Source organism: Nocardioides epinepheli (assembly GCF_037936805.1).
GTDB lineage: Bacteria > Actinomycetota > Actinomycetes > Propionibacteriales > Nocardioidaceae > Nocardioides.
In genome coordinates, this window is record NZ_JBBMMC010000002.1 from 47,804 (window position 1) to 65,394 (window position 17,591).

At 70.6% G+C, this 17,591-nt stretch carries 15 protein-coding genes; 14 read left to right on the forward strand and 1 reads right to left on the reverse strand.

From position 1 onward, the window contains the following. Window positions 1-16: 16 nt before the first annotated feature. A complete protein-coding gene (locus WMR31_RS03650; RefSeq protein WP_340537414.1) occupies window positions 17-793 on the forward strand; it encodes a succinate dehydrogenase/fumarate reductase iron-sulfur subunit in 777 nt (258 codons plus the stop codon). 154 nt (window positions 794-947) lie between these two features. Here WMR31_RS03650 and WMR31_RS03655 read toward each other — a convergent pair whose 3' ends face one another. Continuing rightward, on the reverse strand, window positions 948-1,304 hold the full coding sequence (locus tag WMR31_RS03655; protein WP_340537415.1) for a VOC family protein: 357 nt from the start codon (window positions 1,302-1,304) through the stop codon (window positions 948-950). Between the two features lie 92 nt (window positions 1,305-1,396). Between WMR31_RS03655 and WMR31_RS03660 the strand changes: the two genes are divergently transcribed. From WMR31_RS03660 to WMR31_RS03720, 13 genes are all read left to right on the forward strand, one after another. After that, window positions 1,397-3,136 (forward strand): methylmalonyl-CoA mutase family protein, encoded by a 1,740-nt coding sequence (locus WMR31_RS03660; protein ID WP_340537416.1) that lies wholly within the window; start codon window positions 1,397-1,399, stop codon window positions 3,134-3,136. Further along, window positions 3,133-5,325 (forward strand): methylmalonyl-CoA mutase, encoded by a 2,193-nt coding sequence (gene scpA, locus WMR31_RS03665; RefSeq protein WP_340537417.1) that lies wholly within the window; start codon window positions 3,133-3,135, stop codon window positions 5,323-5,325. Before WMR31_RS03660 ends, scpA begins: the two co-directional genes overlap by 4 nt. After that, entirely contained in the window at window positions 5,322-6,353 is a 1,032-nt protein-coding gene (gene meaB, locus WMR31_RS03670; RefSeq protein ID WP_340537418.1) for a methylmalonyl Co-A mutase-associated GTPase MeaB, read from the forward strand. The genes scpA and meaB overlap by 4 nt, the downstream gene beginning before the upstream one ends. Window positions 6,354-6,606: 253 nt before the next feature. Then, complete coding sequence (locus tag WMR31_RS03675) at window positions 6,607-7,455, forward strand: hypothetical protein (protein ID WP_340537419.1); 849 nt, start codon at window positions 6,607-6,609, stop codon at window positions 7,453-7,455. Between the two features lie 81 nt (window positions 7,456-7,536). Next, complete coding sequence (locus WMR31_RS03680) at window positions 7,537-8,745, forward strand: amidohydrolase (RefSeq protein ID WP_340537420.1); 1,209 nt, start codon at window positions 7,537-7,539, stop codon at window positions 8,743-8,745. Between the two features lie 93 nt (window positions 8,746-8,838). Then, on the forward strand, window positions 8,839-9,555 hold the full coding sequence (locus WMR31_RS03685) for a hypothetical protein (protein WP_340537421.1): 717 nt from the start codon (window positions 8,839-8,841) through the stop codon (window positions 9,553-9,555). After that, the gene (locus tag WMR31_RS03690; protein ID WP_340537422.1) at window positions 9,552-10,565 is read left to right on the forward strand and encodes a hypothetical protein; all 1,014 of its coding nucleotides are present in this window, start codon (window positions 9,552-9,554) and stop codon (window positions 10,563-10,565) included. The genes WMR31_RS03685 and WMR31_RS03690 overlap by 4 nt, the downstream gene beginning before the upstream one ends. Window positions 10,566-10,804: 239 nt before the next feature. Then, a complete protein-coding gene (locus WMR31_RS03695) occupies window positions 10,805-11,875 on the forward strand; it encodes a BMP family lipoprotein (RefSeq protein ID WP_340537423.1) in 1,071 nt (356 codons plus the stop codon). Window positions 11,876-11,961: 86 nt separating this feature from the next. After that, a complete protein-coding gene (locus WMR31_RS03700; RefSeq protein ID WP_340537677.1) occupies window positions 11,962-13,572 on the forward strand; it encodes an ABC transporter ATP-binding protein in 1,611 nt (536 codons plus the stop codon). Next, window positions 13,569-14,771 (forward strand): ABC transporter permease, encoded by a 1,203-nt coding sequence (locus WMR31_RS03705; protein ID WP_340537424.1) that lies wholly within the window; start codon window positions 13,569-13,571, stop codon window positions 14,769-14,771. The genes WMR31_RS03700 and WMR31_RS03705 overlap by 4 nt, the downstream gene beginning before the upstream one ends. Further along, the gene (locus WMR31_RS03710) at window positions 14,768-16,030 is read left to right on the forward strand and encodes an ABC transporter permease (RefSeq protein WP_340537425.1); all 1,263 of its coding nucleotides are present in this window, start codon (window positions 14,768-14,770) and stop codon (window positions 16,028-16,030) included. The genes WMR31_RS03705 and WMR31_RS03710 overlap by 4 nt, the downstream gene beginning before the upstream one ends. Then, window positions 16,030-16,431, forward strand: a complete 402-nt coding sequence (locus WMR31_RS03715; protein WP_340537426.1) for a cytidine deaminase — start codon at window positions 16,030-16,032, stop codon at window positions 16,429-16,431. The genes WMR31_RS03710 and WMR31_RS03715 overlap by 1 nt, the downstream gene beginning before the upstream one ends. Then, window positions 16,403-17,581 (forward strand): cytochrome P450, encoded by a 1,179-nt coding sequence (locus tag WMR31_RS03720; protein WP_340537427.1) that lies wholly within the window; start codon window positions 16,403-16,405, stop codon window positions 17,579-17,581. The genes WMR31_RS03715 and WMR31_RS03720 overlap by 29 nt, the downstream gene beginning before the upstream one ends. Window positions 17,582-17,591 lie beyond the last annotated feature (10 nt).

Sequence of the window (17,591 nt, forward strand, 5' to 3'; positions counted from 1 at the left end):
CCGCGAGGGAGTCGACATGGGTTACGAACTGAAGTTGCGCATCTGGCGCGGCGACCGGAGCGGCGGTGGGCTCGGCGACTACTCCGTGGAGGTTTCGGAGGGCGAGGTCGTCCTCGATGCGCTCCACCGGCTGCAGGCCACCCAGCTCAACGACCTGGCGATCCGGTGGAACTGCAAGGCCGGGAAGTGCGGGTCGTGCAGCGCGGAGATCAACGGCAAGCCACGGCTGATGTGCATGACCCGCCTCTCCGACTTCGAGCCGACCGAGACGATCACGGTCACCCCGTTGCGGACCTTCCCGATCATCCGCGACCTGGTCACCGACGTCTCGTTCAACTACGAGAAGGCCAAGGAGATGCCGTCGTTCGCACCGCCCCCGCGCGACGCCGACGGCAAGCGCCGGATGTCGCAGATCGACGTCGAGCGCGGCCAGGAGTTCCGCAAGTGCATCGAGTGCTTCTTGTGCCAGGACGTCTGCCACGTGATCCGCGACCACGAGGACAACAAGCCCGCCTTCTCCGGCCCGCGCTTCTTCCTCCGGTTCGCCGAGCTCGACATGCACCCCCTCGACACCCACGACCGCCGCTCGCTCGCCCAGGCCGCCGGCGGCATCGGCCTGTGCAACATCACCAAGTGCTGTACCGAGGTCTGCCCCGAGAACATCACCATCACCGACAACGCGATCATCCCGATGAAGGAGCGCGTCGCCGACCGCATGTTCGACCCCCTCGTCTGGCTCGGCTCCAAGATCGGCATCCGCAACAAGGACAACGACGGCCGCACCGAACTCTGACCCCCGCCCCGACCGTCCCGAGAACGCTGACCCGTCCGCTATAGCTGACGGGTCGGCGTCCATTTGAGGTGACCCGTCAGCTATAGCGGACGGGTCAGCGTGCCTTGAGTGAGTCGGGTTGTGGATAAGGCGGCCGGGACGGCGGGACGGGTGGTCAGGTGGGGGTGGGGGCGCCGCCGATGCCGAGCTCGTTGCCGTCGGGGTCGCGGTAGGTGGTCTTGCGGACGCCGTTGGCGTAGGTCTCGCGGGAGATCGGCTCCAGGCCTCGCGCGGAGGCAGCGGCGACGAAGTCGTCGTGGTCGGTGCGGAACACCGTGACCAGGGCGTGGCCCGCGCGGGCCGGGTCGAGGACGACGTAGACGTGTCCGTGCTCGGCGAGGGTCCAGACCGTCTCGGTGTCATGGGGCGCGAAGTCGCCGGCTCGGCCGAACAGCCGCTCGTACCAGGCGATCGCCCGGGGGAAGTCGGTGACGGGCACCCCGGCGAACAGGTCGACGTCGGTGGCGGGCATGTGAAGAAGGACCGGTGGAGACCGCTGGAATCATCGGCGGGAAACATCACACTCGGTGGCACTCGTCACGCGTCGTCTCTAGGGTGCCGAGCATGACCACAGATGGGGCTGCCGTCGACGGCGGTCTGGAGGAGCCTGCCGACCTGGAGCCCGAGCAGGGCTCGCTCGACCTGGCGCAGCCCGAGGACACGCACACCCGCAGCGACTGGGAGCGGGAGGCCGCGAAGGTCCTGCGCAAGGCGCGGCGGATGACCGACGACGACCCCGACTCGCTGGTGTGGGAGAAGCTCACCCGCACCACCCTCGACGGCGTCGAGGTGAGTCCGCTCGGCACTCCCGACCTGCTCGAGGACCTCCGGACGGCAGGACGACCGGCCCGCGCGGGCGCCTGGGACATCCGCACCCACCTCGCCGCCGGTCCGGCGAAGCTGCTCAACGAGGAGGCCATCGCCGACCTCGAGGCCGGAGCCACCTCGCTGTGGGTCTCGCTCGCCGACCCCGACGCCGCCTCGCCCGACGCCCTCGACGCGGCTCTCGCCGGCGTCTTCATCGACCTCGCGCCGGTGGTGCTCGACGCCGCGGACCCGGCGGCCGCGGCGCGCGGCTTCCTCGGCTGGGCCACCGACCGGGAGCTGCACCCCCACACCAACCTCGGCCTGCCGCAGTTCGACGCCGACCTGGCCGAGGCCGCCCGCGCGGCCGGCATCCTCGGGTTCGTCGTCGACGCCACCGCCGTCCACGACCGAGGTGCCTCCGACGCCCAGGAGCTCGGCGCCTCGATGGCTGCGGCGGCGGACTACCTGCGCGCCGCCGAGGCGTCCGGGCTCGCGCTCGCCGACGCGGCCGCGCTGGTCGAGTTCCGCTACGCCGTCACCGACGAGCAGTTCGCCCAGATCGCCAAGCTGCGCGCGGCCCGGCGCCTGTGGGCCCGGCTCCAGGAGCTGTCGGGCATCGACGCGCCGGTGCCGATGCGGATCCACGCCGTCACCAGCCGGCCGATGATGACCCGCTACGACCCGTGGGTGAACATGCTCCGCACCACCGTCGCCGCCTTCGCGGCCGGGGTGGGCGGCGCCGACGCCGTCACCGTGCTGCCCTTCGACAGCGCCCTGGGCCGCCCCGATGCCTTCGGACGCCGGATCGCGCGCAACACCTCCTCGCTGCTGATCTCGGAGTCCCACGTCGCCCGGGTCGCCGACCCCGCCGGCGGCGCGTACGCCGTCGAGCGGCTCACCGACGACCTCGCCGCCGCGGCCTGGGCCGTCCTCGGCGACCTCGACGACGGCGGCGACCTCGAGGCCGCGATCGAGGCCGTGGTGGCCGAGCGCGAGCAGCAGGTGGCCACCCGGCGTCGTCCGCTCACCGGACTCACCGAGTTCCCGAACCTCGCCGAGACCCTCCCCGAGCGCGATGGGCCCGGCCTCGGCGTCCGCTCCTACGGCGCGAGCTTCGAGGCCCTGCGCGACGACCCGCCCACCGCTCACGTCTTCCTCGCCACGCTCGGCACCGTCGCCCAGCACACCGCGCGCGCGACGTTCGCGACCAACCTGCTCGCCGCCGGCGGCATCGAGGCCGACGTCGCCGGCCCCACTGCGCCCGAGGGCGGCGTCGAGGCGCTCGTCGCCGCCTACGCCGGACAGCCGGTCGTGTGCCTGGCCGGCTCCGACGCCGCCTACGCCGACTGGGGCGAGGCCGCCGCCGCGGCCCTGCGCGAGGCGGGCGCGCGGCACGTGGTGATCGCGGGCAAGCCCACCGACTACGCCGACGATTCGTGTGCGATGGGCGTCGATGCCCTCGCCTTCCTGACCCGCACGCGGGAGGCCCTGTCATGACGGTTCCGAAGAGCTTCAGCGGACTTCCCCTCGCGGGCGGCACAGCGCCCGAGACCCCGCGGGTCGACGCCGAGCCGTGGTCCAGCCCGGAGGGCATCGACGTCCTGCCGGTCTACGGGCCCGAGCACCTCGCGGGCCTCGACGCGCTCGACACCCTCCCAGGGCTGAGCCCCTTCCTGCGCGGCCCGTACCCCACGATGTACACCACCCAGCCGTGGACCATCCGGCAGTACGCCGGGTTCTCCACCGCCGAGGAGTCCAACGCGTTCTACCGGCGCAACCTCGCCGCCGGCCAGAAGGGACTCTCGGTCGCCTTCGACCTCGCCACGCACCGGGGCTACGACTCTGACCACCCGCGGGTCCGTGGCGACGTCGGCATGGCCGGTGTGGCGATCGACTCGATCTACGACACCCGCACCCTCTTCGACGGCATCCCGCTCGATGAGATGTCGGTGTCGATGACCATGAACGGCGCCGTGCTTCCGGTGCTCGCGCTCTACATCGCGGCCGCCGAGGAGCAGGGCGTCACGCCCGAGCAGCTGGCCGGGACCATCCAGAACGACATCCTCAAGGAGTTCATGGTCCGCAACACCTACATCTACCCGCCGGCGCCGTCGATGCGGATCATCTCCGACATCTTCAGCTACACCGCCGCGCGGATGCCGCGGTTCAACTCGATCTCCATCTCCGGCTACCACATCCAGGAGGCCGGGGCGACCAACGACCTCGAGCTGGCCTACACCCTGGCCGACGGCGTCGAGTACATCCGCGCCGGCCTCGACACCGGCATGACGATCGACCAGTTCGCCCCGCGGCTGAGCTTCTTCTGGGCGATCGGGATGAACTTCTTCATGGAGGTCGCCAAGATGCGTGCGGCCCGGGCGCTGTGGAGCCGGCTGGTGCGCCAGTTCGACCCGCAGAACCCGAAGTCGCTCTCGCTGCGCACCCACTCCCAGACCTCCGGCTGGAGCCTGACCGCCCAGGACGTCTTCAACAACGTCGGGCGCACCGCGATCGAGGCGATGGCCGCCACGCAGGGCCACACCCAGAGTCTGCACACCAACGCCCTCGACGAGGCGATCGCGCTGCCCACCGACTTCAGCGCCCGCATCGCCCGCAACACCCAGCTGCTGCTCCAGCAGGAGAGCGGCACTACCGGCACCATCGACCCGTGGGCCGGCTCCTACTACGTCGAGCGGCTCACCCACGACCTCGCCGAGCGGGCCTGGGCGCACATCCAGGAGGCCGAGCGCGCCGGCGGAATGGCCAAGGCGATCGAGCAGGGCATCCCGAAGATGCGCATCGAGGAGGCCGCGGCCCGCACCCAGGCGCGCATCGACTCCGGCGCCCAGCAGGTCATCGGCGTCAACACCTACCGCCTGGCCGCCGAGGACAAGCTCGACGTCCTCAAGGTCGACAACGACGACGTCTACCGTCAGCAGGTCGCCAAGCTGGAGCGGCTGCGCGCCGAGCGCGACGACGAGGCGGTGCGCTCGGCCCTCGAGGCGCTCACCTCCTCCGCCGAGCGCGGCGCCTCCAGCGACCTCGACGGCAACCTGCTCGCCCTCGCCGTCGACGCCGCCCGCGCGAAGGCCACCGTCGGCGAGATCTCCGACGCGCTGGAGAAGGTCTACGGCCGCCACCGCGCGGTGATCCGTACGATCTCCGGCGTGTACCGCGACGAGTCCGCCCAGCACTCCGGTGAGGAGGGCGCCGACGGCGGCTCGCTGCTCTCGCAGGCCCTCGCCGCCACCGCGGAGTTCGAGGAGGCCGAGGGACGCCGGCCGCGGATCCTGGTCGCCAAGATGGGCCAGGACGGCCACGACCGCGGCCAGAAGGTCATCGTGTCCGCCTTCGCCGACATGGGCTTCGACGTCGACGTCGGGCCGCTGTTCTCCACCCCCGAGGAGGTCGCCCAGCAGGCGGTCGACGCCGACGTCCACATCGTCGGGGTCAGCTCGCTCGCGGCCGGCCACCTCACCCTCCTCCCGGCGCTGAAGAAGGCGCTGGAGGAGCAGGGGCGGCCCGACATCATGACGGTCATCGGCGGCGTCATCCCGCCCGACGACGTCCCGACCCTCCAGGAGATGGGGGCCGCCGCGGTCTTCCTCCCCGGCACCGTCATCGCCGAGTCGGCCCTCGACCTGCTCGCCAAGCTGCGCGACCAGCTCGACCACGACGACGCGTGAAGGTCGACGTCGGCGCGCTGGTCGACGGCGTCCGCGACGGGCAGCGGGCGGCAGTCGCGCGGGCGATCACGCTGGTGGAGTCCAGCAAGCGCGAACGCCGCGAGGCCGCGCGCGAGCTGCTCACCACGCTGACCGCCGATCCCGGCTCCGGTGTGCACTCGCCCGCCGTCCGGGTGGGGATCTCGGGCGTGCCGGGCGTGGGCAAGTCGACGTTCATCGAGGCGCTCGGCAGCCGGCTCACCGCGGCCGGCCACCGGGTCGGCGTCCTGGCGGTCGACCCGTCCAGCGTGCGCACCGGCGGCTCGGTGCTCGGTGACAAGACCCGCATGGCGCAGCTCTCGGCCGACCCGCACGCCTACATCCGGCCGAGTCCGAGCGCGGGGACGCTCGGGGGAGTGGCGCGCGCGACCGTCCAGGCGATGAGCGTGCTCGAGGCGGCCGGCTACGACGTCGTGCTGGTCGAGACCGTCGGCGTCGGCCAGTCCGAGGTCACCGTCGCCGGCATGGTCGACACCTTCCTCTTCCTCACCCTGGCCCGCACCGGCGACCAGCTCCAGGGCATCAAGAAGGGCATCTTGGAGATCGCCGACGTGATCGCGGTGAACAAGGCCGACGGCGACCACGAGGGCGAGGCCCGGGTCGCGGCCCGCGAGCTCGCGAGCGCGATGCGGCTGGTGCGCGGCCACGGCGAGTGGGCCCCGCCTGTGGTCACCTGCTCGGCCCTGCACGACCTGCGCGTCGACGACGTCTGGGACCGCGTGCTGCAGCACCGCGACCACCTCGGTGCCGACGGCCTGGCCGACAAACGGGCCCAGCAGCAGCTCGACTTCACTTGGGCGCTGGTCCGCGACGAGCTCGACCAGCGGCTGCGGCACTCGCCGGGCGTCCGGGCCATCCGCGACGGCGTCCGCGCCGAGGTCCTGGCCGGCGAGATCCCGGCGACACTGGCCGCAGACCGGCTGCTCGCGGCCTACGACCAGGGATCCGAAGAGGCCAGGGAGGTACCCGAGGAGGCCGGGGAGATATAGAGTGCCTCCGAGGATGTCGCCGCGCTCGGGAGGGTGACGCATCGTGAGGAATCGGTTCTTATCCGCCGCTGCCACTGCGGCGGTCAGTGTGGCCCTGGGGCTCGTGATCGCGCTCAGCAGTCCGGCTCCAGCGCGTGCCGGCGCCGGCAGTGGGTCCTTCGGAATCGCGGTGCACGTGGTGGTGAAGGGGGGACCCGGTGATCCCGTACCGAGCGGAGGGATCACGGTCACCGTCCCCCCGAAGTGCTGGTGGGTGCCCTTCAACACCGCCAACCTGTCCTACTACGACATCGACCCGTCCGCGCCCGACGCGATGACCCAGTGGGTCGAGGCCACCAGGAAGGCCACCTCCATCACCTTCGTGCCATCCCTGCTGACCCTTCCCACACAGGAGTACATGCACGCCCACGAGGGCACGCAGTACACCTGGTACACCCTCGGGTCAGCCGATGGCGTCAACTGTTCCGACGAGGGCTTCACCCCGAGTGGCGGCAGCAGCCCGGGCGACTGGGGGGTGCCCGGCAGTGGCAACTTCTCGATCTCGCTCGCCGCGTTCATCGGTGCCGACCCGGCGCCACCGCTGGTCGACGTCGAGGACGTCGTCCGGGAGGTCTGGGACGCCGCCTCGGCCCAGATCGAGGGCCCGCAGCTGGTGCGCAATCCCGAGCTCGGCGACTTCGGCGGAGCGACGATGGTCAACCTGCCCACGTGGTTCTGGGTGGAGAACACCGAGGACGCACTTGCCGGCGACGGCAAGATCCACCTCGAGGTCTCGATCCCCGGCACGCCGGTACGGGCCACCCTGGACGCCGCCACCGACGGGGTGCAGGTGACCTCGCCGGCCGGAGATCGCGATTGCACCCTGGACCAGGCGACGACCGCCTACGCTCCCGGCGGCAACGCCGACGCGGCGTGCACGCTGGAGTTCCTGCGGCCCAGCGCGGCCGGCTGGACCGTCACCGGGCGGACCACCTGGCAGGGCAGCTGGGAGGGGGTCGACAACGACGGCCCCGTCGGTGGCGCGCTCCAGACGCTCAGCCCGACGGCCTCGATCGTGGTGCCCGTCGTCCAGTCCCAGTCCGTCGTCACCGGTGTCGACTAGAACGGTCGCCAGCACCCCCGGGAGGCCGACCCGGGCGGACACCCGTCCCGATCGCCTCGGGTGAGCACTAGATTGGGCGTGATGTCCGACCAAGCCCTCACCGTCATCGACGACGTCGTGAGCAAGTACGAAACCGAGCTCCTCGAGCTGCGTCGCGACCTGCACGCCCATCCCGAGCTGTCGTGGTCCGAGACGCGCACCACCGACCTGGTCGCCCACCGGCTCGAGGCGTCGGGGTGGCAGGTCACCCGCGCCGTGCCCACCGGCGTGGTGGCCGAGATCGGGCCGCCGGACGCCGACACGGTGGTGGCGCTGCGTGCCGACATCGACGCCCTGCCCGTCGAGGACGTCACCGGGGTGCCGTGGGCGAGCACCACGCCCGGGGTGGCCCACGCCTGCGGCCACGACGTCCACACCACCTGCCTGCTGGGAGCGTCCCTCGCCCTCGCCGAGCTCCACGAGCGCGGTGAGCTGCCCGGGCGGGTCCGGCTGCTCTTCCAGCCGGCCGAGGAGGTCATGCCCGGTGGTGCGCGCCAGCTGATCGCGGACGGCCATCTCGACGGCGTCGACCGGATCTTCGCGCTCCACTGCGACCCCGCCGTCGACGTCGGGAGGATCGGCCTGCGCTCCGGAGCGCTCACCAGCGCCGCCGACAAGATCGAGGTCTACCTCGAGGGCACCGGCGGGCACACCTCGCGCCCACACCTGACCGGAGACCTGACCTTCGCCCTGGCGAAGGTCACCAGCGAGCTTCCCGCCGTGCTGAGCCGCAGGATGGACCCGCGTTCGGGAGTCAGCGTCGTGTGGGGCGTGGTCCGCGCCGGCGTCGCGCCGAACGTGATCCCCGACCGCGGTATGGCCGCCGGCACCGTGCGCATCCTGGACCCGGTCGCCTGGGCCGGATGCGAGCCGGCCATCCGGGAGGCGATCCAGGACATCGTGCGCCCCTACGGCGTCACGGCCAACGTCGACTACCTCCAAGGCGTCCCGCCGGTGGTCAACGACGCCGGCTCCAACGCGATCCTGGCCGCCGCGGTCCGAGGGGTGCTCGGGCCCTCCGGGCAGGTCGCGGTACCGCAGAGCCTCGGCGGCGAGGACTACGGCTGGTACGTCGAGCGGGTGCCGGGCGCGATGTTCCGACTCGGCACGCGCACTCCGGGAGGCCCGACCTACGACCTGCATCAGGGAAACCTGCAGGTCGACGAACGAGCCATCTCGATCGGCGCCCGCGTGCTGGCCTCGGCGGCCCTGGGAGCCGTCGACCCGGTGGCCACCACGAGCGCCCGCTGATCCGCCGCCGATCCCGCATGATTCGGATCCGTCCGACGCCGGGTAGTCTGCAGACCGGTGTTTGTGTCGCCCGCCCGCGGGGTAGGCGCGACCGTGACGACCGCCGTCCGGCCGGACGCTGACGATACGGAGGACCTGGTGCGACTACGCGCGGTACTGGCTCCGCGTCGCGCGACCGCGGGTGCTGCGGCAGGTCTGGTTCTGGTGGCAGCGCTCACCGGGTGTGGTGGCGACTCCGGCGACTCCGACAACTCCGACAATGCCGGTCGCCCGAACCTGGAGGGTTCTTCCAGTTCGGACCCGGCGCCGTCGTCGGAGCCGGGCACTCCCTCCGCGCCGAGCGGTGGCGACGCGACGCCTCAGGGCAAACCCGACGACGTCGGCAACGACGTCTATCCGCGCAAGATCACCGCGCAGGGCGCCGACGCCGAGGCGGTCGCCGAGGCATGGCTCGACTACTGGCGGACCCGGATCGCCTCCTACGGAGCCGCCGAGGTGCTTCCCGAGATGGGCGCCGTCGCGACCGATGAGGCGATGTCGGACGTCGTCAACTACGTCGAGACGCTTCGCACGCGCAACCTGCACACCGAGGGCGACCTCGTGATCGACGTCGACCAGATCAAGGTCGACGGCGAGACCGCCACCCTGCACAGCTGCATGGACAACTACAGCACCGACCGCGATGCCAAGGGCAAGCCGGTCGAGTTGCTGCTGCCGTTCTACGACGCCACCGGTGCGCTCGTCCGTCAAGACGGTGCCTGGCGAGTGTCTTCCGTCGAGATCACGACCAGCGGAGGAAAGTGCACATGACCATCCTCGGACGGATCGGGCTTCTCGCCCGCCTCACAGCAGCAGGCGCGCTGGTGGCAGGAGGTACGGCAGTGCTCGCCGCCCCCCCGGCCTCGGCCGGCAACGCCGGAGGCAGCACCGCGGGCTGTAGCGGCGACACCTGCACTATCGGCGTCACCTTCAGCGGGCCGGCTGCGCCCGCGTCCGGATCGCCGGCTGCAGTCGCCTACGTGCAGCCCGACTGCTGGTACGAGGCCCAAGGCAACCCCAAGGAGTTCCTCAAGCAGTACGAGGACGCCACGGCGGGCAGCCACTACAGCGGCAAGTCGGTCTTCGCGATGTGGGGCCCGTTCTCGGCGATCGAGGAGGCCGCCAAGGACCCGAAGCGGGCCGACTTCGTCTGGTACATGATGTCGTGCCGCGAAGGCATCGACATCGTCAACGACAAGGTGGCCCACGACTATGCGGGCCAGACCGTGGGCCTCGACGGCATCCAGGCGACTCTGATCACGCTGCTCCTGCCGCCGTCTCAGACCCCCCCGCCGCCGCCGGTCAATGTCGAGAGCCTGCGCGACGCGGCGCGGGCCGCGATGACCATTCCCGACCCGACTGTGGAGCACAGCCCGACCATCGCCGAGTTCGGGGGCGCCACGCTGGTCAACCTGCCCACCCGCTTCACCGCCGGCCCCGATCAGCCGGACAGCCTCTGGATCAAGGCGTCGGCGGGCACGAACTCCGCGACCGTCACCGCCGCGGAGCCGTCGTGGACGCTCAGCTCGCCCAATGGCGTCGCCAACTGCACGCAGGAGCAGATGACGATGACCCTCACGGCGGCCTCGACGGACGCGTGCGCGCTGCAGTTCACCCGCACCTCCAACGCCATGCCCGTCGACTTCACCTCGACCTGGCAGACGAGCTGGAGCGGCGAGCCGGCTCCCGCCGGGCCCCTCCCGCTCGACACCATCTCCTCGACCTCGGGCATCACGCTGCCGGTGCGCCAGTCGCAGTCCCTGGTGATCCCGACGAACTGATCCAACGCCGGTCGAGCCGCCGGGATGGGCGGGCCACGAAGACTCCGGCCGTGCCCACGCGCGCCGCGCCACGACCGGGTCGTTCATCACCTTCTGGTAACGACCGAAAAAACTTCGGTCGTGGGCGCCCCTCCCGACGATTCCGGCACTATGGTGACGCTTGATTTTCGCGCTGCCCCGATGGCGCGATCCTGAACCAAGGAGGAATCTTGCGTCGTAGGACCAAGATGGCAGCCGTCGTGTCTGTGCTACTCACCTTCGCTCTCGCCGGGTGCGGCAGCGACGATGACAAGGGGAACGACGGCAACGGCGGCAGCGGTGGGGAAGCCTCCGGTGACGTGTGCAAGACCGCTGATGGGGACGGCCCGAAGATCGGCCTCGCCTACGACGTCGGTGGCCGTGGCGACCAGTCGTTCAACGACTCGGCGTACGCCGGCGTCGAGAAGGCCGTCGAGGACCTCGACGCCACCTGCATCGAGGCCGAGGCGGGCTCCGACGAGAACGACACCGCCCGTGCCGAGCGACTGCGCACGCTCGCCAGCGAGGGCTACAACCCGGTCATCGCGGTCGGCTTCATCTACTCGCCCGCCGCCGCCGAGGTCGCTGCCGACTTCCCCGACACCGACTTCACCGTGATCGACGGCTACGCCTCCTCGATCACCGAGGCCGACAACCTGTCCGACATCAACTTCGCCGCCAACGAGGGCTCGTTCCTGGTGGGCGTCGCTGCCGCGTTGGAGACCAAGTCCGGCACCGTCGGCTTCGTCGGAGGCACCAACGGTGCGCTGATCCAGGGCTTCCAGGCCGGGTTCGAGGCCGGCGTCAAGGCGGCCGACCCCAAGGTCAAGGTCCAGGTCCAGTACCTCACCGACGACCCGAACGACGGCAAGACCGGCTTCGAGAACGCGCCCGGTGGCCGTACCGCTGCCGAGGGCATGCTCGACTCGGGCGCCGACGTCATCTTCCACGCGGCCGGCAAGTCCGGTCTCGGCGTCTTCCAGGCCGTCGAGGCCGCGGGCGAGGGCAACTGGGCGATCGGCGTCGACTCCGACCAGTACCTCACCGCCGAGGACTCCCTGAAGCCCTTCATCCTCACCTCGATGCTCAAGCGCATCGACGTCGGCGTCAGCGACTACGTCACCGCCTTCGACAAGGGTGAGACCCCGAGCGGGTTCATCACCTACGACCTGGCCGACGACGGCGTCGGGTACTCCACGGAGAACCCCGCCATCGACCCGCTGACCAGCAAGATCAACGAGTTCGCCGACAAGATCAAGAGCGGCGAGATCGAGGTTCCCACCGCGCCCTGATCCACCGCCGCGACTCCTCGGGCCTGGGGACGACCAAAGTCGTCTCCAGGTCCGGTCGCGTTTGAAGGAGAGCCGACTTGTCCACGGTGTTGAAGAAGCAGGATGTGCCGGGCGGCGACGTCGCCGTCCGGGTCGAGGGGATCGGTAAGCGGTTCCCCGGTGTGATCGCCAACCACGACGTCACGTTCGACATCCGCAGCGGCACCATCCACGCGATCGTCGGCGAGAACGGCGCCGGCAAGTCGACGTTGATGAAGATCCTCTACGGCGTGCAGCCGCCCGACTCGGGCACGATCGAGCTCAACGGCGTCCCGACCAAGCTCAAGTCGCCCTCGGACGCGATCGCCGCGGGCGTCGGCATGGTCTTCCAGCACTTCCAGCTCGCCGACAACCTCACCGTGCTCGAGAACGTCGTCCTCGGCGACGAGCGGCGCCACGGCATCGGCAACAAGGCCCGCGCGCGGATCCGGGAGCTCTCCGCGGCCTACGGATTCGGACTCGACCCCGACGAGCTCGTGCAGTCGCTCGGCGTCGGCAAGCGTCAGCGCGTCGAGATCCTCAAGGTCCTCTACCGGGGCGCGCGGATCATCATCCTCGACGAGCCGACCGCGGTGCTGGTGCCGCAGGAGGTCGACGCGCTGTTCGCGAATCTGCGTGGTCTGCGCGACGAGGGGCACACGATCGTGTTCATCTCGCACAAGCTCGACGAGGTCCGCTCGATCGCCGACGAGATCACCGTGATCCGCCGCGGGACGACCGTGGCCACCGTCGATCCGGCCACCGTCACCTCCCGCCAGCTCGCCGAGCTCATGGTCGGCAGCGAGCTGCCGAGCCCCTCCACGGAGGAGTCGACGGTCACCGACCGCGTCACGCTGAGCCTGGAGAACGTCAGCGTCGCCGATGTGAGCGGCCGTGAGGTCCTCAGTGGGATCGACCTGACCGTCCACGCCGGTGAGGTGCTCGGAATCGCCGGCGTCGAGGGCAACGGCCAGACGGAGCTGGTCGAGGCCATCATCGGGATGCTCAAGCTGTCCTCGGGCACGATCACCCTCTACACCACGGCGCCGCAGGACAAGTCCGGCAACGGCGCGGGCGGCTCGGCGGACGGGCCGGCCCGCGAGGGCGCCCGGCTCGCCCATGACATGACCAACCTGTCCACCCGCCGGCGCCGCGAGCTCGGGATCGGGGTCATCCCCGAGGACCGGCACCGGCACGGCGTGCTGCTGGACTCCCCGCTCTGGGAGAACCGGATCCTCGGATTCCAAACCCGGCGCCCCTGCGGCAGCGGGGGCTGGATCAGTCGCGGGGGTGCCAGCCGCGACTCGGTCCGGATCATCGAGGAGTACGACGTCCGCACGCCCGGCATCGCAACGACCGCCCGAGCGCTCTCCGGCGGCAACCAGCAGAAGTTCATCGTGGGCCGCGAGATGTCCGGCGATCCCTCGCTGCTGATCGCCGCCCACCCCACCCGCGGCGTCGACGTCGGCGCCCAGGCCGCCATCTGGGACCACATCCGCCGCGCCCGGCGGGAGGGTCTTGCGGTGGTCCTCATCTCCGCCGACCTCGATGAGCTGATCGGACTCTCGGACACCATCAAGGTCCTGCTCCGCGGCCGGCTGGTCGGCACGTTCGACCCGCAGCAGGTCACCTCCGAACAACTCGGAACCGCGATGACGGGCGCAGGAGGTGCCGAATGAGAGTCGTGCAGAAACTGCTTCTCGGTCTGGCCGCGCCGGTCCTCGCGCTCCTGATCGCGGGCGCGCTGGCCTCGATCCTCCTGGCGGCCACCGGCGCCGACGTCGGGGCCTTCTGGGAGACGCTCCTGAAGTGGCCTGAACCACGCAACCGCGTCAACATCATCAACTCGGCCGCGATCTTGTACCTCTCCGGCGTCGCCGCGGCCGTCGGCTTCCGGATGAACCTGTTCAACATCGGAGTCGAGGGTCAGTACCGCATCGGAGCCTTCGTCGCGGCGGTCGTCGCCGGACAGGCATTCCTGCCTGGTGCGCTCAACACGGTGTTCGCGATCCTCATGGCGATGGTCGCCGGGGCCCTGTGGGCAGGTATCGCAGCCGTGCTCCGCGTCACTCGCGGGGTGAGCGAGGTGATCGCGACGATCATGCTCAACTCGATCGCCGGCCTGCTCGTCGGCTACCTGATCAAGAAGGTCGGCGTGCGCACCGGCAACTCGATCAGCACCAAGGAGATCCCCGAGAGCAGCTGGGTCAGCGGCATCCCGGCGGTGCCCGATGCCGGCGGCGCGGAGATCTACGGCCTGGCCCTGCTGGCGGTGGTCGTCGGTATCGCCTACTACGTCGTGATCACCTACACCCGCTTCGGCTTCGACGTCCGCGCGACCGGTGCCTCGGAGTCGGCAGCGGTGGCCTCGGGCGTCAACGTGAAGAAGATGATCATCATCTCGATGCTGATCTCCGGCGCGATCGCGGGGCTCATCGGCATGCCCGTGCTGTTCGGGCAGGCCCACAACTACGGCTCGTCGTTCCAGGTAGGCATCGGCTTCTCGGGGATCGCGGTCGCCCTCCTCGGCCGCAACAACCCGGCCGGGATCGCGGCCGGGGCGCTGATCTTCGCCTTCTTGAGCGAGCAGGGGAACCGCCTCAACATCCTGGTCGGCATCTCACCGGAGATCGTCTCGGTCACCCAGGGCATCATCGTGCTCGCCGTGGTCATCGCCTACACGCTCGTCCGGCGCTACCGACGTCGTCTCGAGCAGGCCGCAGTCGCCAGCCAGCTTGCTCCACCGACGGCCGGAACCGACGGCAAGGACGGTGGGCCCGGCCAGGATCCCGGTGACGGGCCCGGCAACGGCCCCGACGCCGGACCGGGCGACGGCCCCGACCTGGCCAAGTCCCCGCGAGAGGAGCCGGTGAAGTGAGCGTCCCCGTCATCGAGGCCGACCAGAGCGGCCCCAACACCTCCGCCAGCACGCGAGGAACGCCCCTGCGATGGATGCTCATCGTCGCCGGGGTCTTCGCGCTGGTCTCGCTGGTTCGCATCCTCACCGGTGCCGACGACCTGACTTCCGCCGGTGCGCTGCGCGCGGCCATCCAGGCCGCGGTGCCGATCACGCTCGCGGGTCTCGGCGGGCTCTGGTCGGAGCGGGCCGGCGTGGTCAACATCGGGCTCGAGGGCATGATGATCATGGGCGCGCTCGGCGGTGCCTACTTCACCGTCGAGCACGGGGTCGTCGCCGGCATCCTGGGGTCGATCCTCTTCGGCGCCCTCACCGGGACCGTCCATGCCGTGACCACGGTGATCTTCGGCGTCGACCAGATCGTGTCCGGTGTGGCGATCAACATCATCTCCGCCGGCCTGGCCGCGTTCTTGGCCCAGGCCTGGTTCACCGGGCTCGAGGGCGGTGGTCCCACTCAGTCGCCGAGCCTGCCGCGTCCGCCGGCGATCACGATCGGGCCGCTCAACGACGCGCTCAACGAGCTCTCTGCCAAGGGCTGGTTCGTCATCTCGGATCTGGCCTCGCTCCTGGCTGCGCTCACCCGCAACCTCTCGCTGCTGACGATCCTCGCCTTCGTGCTGGTGGGTGTCTCCGGCTGGATCCTGTGGCGGACCGCGTTCGGTCTGCGTCTGCGGTCGGTGGGGGAGTCGCCGTCGGCGGCGGAGTCGCTGGGCGTCAACGTGTACTTCTACAAGTTCTTCGCCGTGGTGATGTCGGGCATCTTCGCCGGACTCGGCGGTGTCTACCTGGTCCTCGTGTCCGGCCCGGGATATCAGAACGGCTTGACCGGCGGCCTGGGCTACATCGGGTTGGCGGCGATGATCTTCGGGAACTGGCGCCCCGGGGGGCTGCTGATCGGCGCGGGCCTGTTCGGCTACACCACCGCCATCCGGCTGCGTGGAGGCACGATCGAACTGCACGCCCTGCTGCTCGTGATCGCCGTGGTGCTCATCATCCTCGCGCTCTGGCAGATCTACCGCGGCTCGGTCCGGCGCGGACTCATCACCGGGGGCATCGGCGTGGTCTTCGGGGTCTGGTTCGCGACCACCGAGAGCGTCCCTGCCGAGTTCACCGGGATGGCGCCCTACCTGGCGACCCTGTTCGTGCTGGCCTTCGCGGCCCAGAAACTACGAATGCCGGCCGCTGATGGTCAGGTCTACCGCAAGGGGAGTGCTGGCTGATGGTCACCGATCTCACCGCCGACGGCTGGGCGCGGCTGCAAGAGGAGGCGGTCGAGGCGATGGCCCACGCCTACGCGCCGTACTCCAACTACCAGGTCGGCGCCGCCGCGATCGTCGACGACGGGCGGCACGTGTCCGGCTGCAATGTCGAGAACGCCGCCTACGGCGTGGCGCTCTGCGCGGAGTGCGGCGTGATCTCCTCGCTCCACCGGGGCGGGGGCGGTCGGCTGACGCACTTCGTGTGCGTCGACGGCGACGGCGCCATCATCATGCCCTGCGGGCGCTGCCGCCAGCTGCTCTACGAAAACGGCGGGCCCGACATGTTGTTGATGACCGGCGCCGGTGTGCGTCGGATGGATGAGGTGCTTCCTGATGCCTTCGGTCCCGACAACCTCGCTTGACCTCGGGTCCTCGGCATTCGTCGAGGACCCGTACCCGGCCTTCGACCAGGAGCGGGCCGCACACCCGGTCGCCTGGCACGAGGGGCTCGGGCTGTACCTGGTCTTCGACCACGCGACGGTGGGTGCGGTCCAGCGCGAGCGGCGTTTCGGCCGGCTGTGGACCGACCGGGAGCCGGCGGACTATCTCGAGCCGTTCAACCTGCTGCACCGCAACCAGATGATGGAGAACGAGCCGCCCGAGCACACCAGGCTGCGGCGTCCGGTGGCCGCGGCGTTCGCCCGAGGGCACATCGAGCGGCTCCGCCCGCGGGTGAGGGAGCTGGCAGCGGGCCTGCTGGACGAGATCGACCCCGCCGCCGACTTCGACGTGATCTCCGCCTACGCCGAGCCACTCCCGGTGTTGGTGATCGCCGAGCTTCTCGGCGTGCCGGTGGAGCACGTGCCCTCCCTGCGCACCTGGTCGCAGGCGATCGTGCGGGTGTACGAGCCGAACCCCTCCGAGGTCGTGGTCGAGGAGGCCGTGCGCGCGTCCGAGGAGTTCGCGGCGCTGGTGCGCGACCTCGCCGCGGCCCGGCGGATCACCCCGGCCGACGACCTGATCACCGATCTGGTCGCCACCGAGCTGAACGACGACGAGGTCGTCGCAGCCGTGGTCCTGCTTCTCAACGCCGGGCACGAGGCGTCGGTGAACGTCTTCGGCAACGGCCTGGTCGCGATGCTCGAACGCGGCCTGCGCCCCGGCGACGACGTCGCTGCCACCGTGGAGGAGATGCTCCGTTTCGACTCCGCCCTCCAGCTGTTCGAGCGGACGGCGACCGAGCAGATCACGATCGGTCCGGAGGGCCGCAGCGTGGTCGTCGAGCCTGGCGAGCGCGTCGCGGTCCTACTCGGGTCGGCCAACCGGGATCCGGCCGTCTTCGACCGCCCCGGGGAGTTCCTGGTCGACCGCTCGCCGAACCCGCACGTGGCCTTCGGTGTCGGCGTGCACTTCTGCCTGGGCGCGCCGCTGGCGCGGATGGAGCTCGTCGAGTCGGTGCCCGCGCTGTTCGGCCGCTACCCGGATCTCGCGCTCGCCGGACCTCCCGTATCGCGCGGCACCTTCGTGCTGCGCGGCTACGACCAGGTGCGGGTGACCCCCTCGGCTCGCTGACCGGCCGACG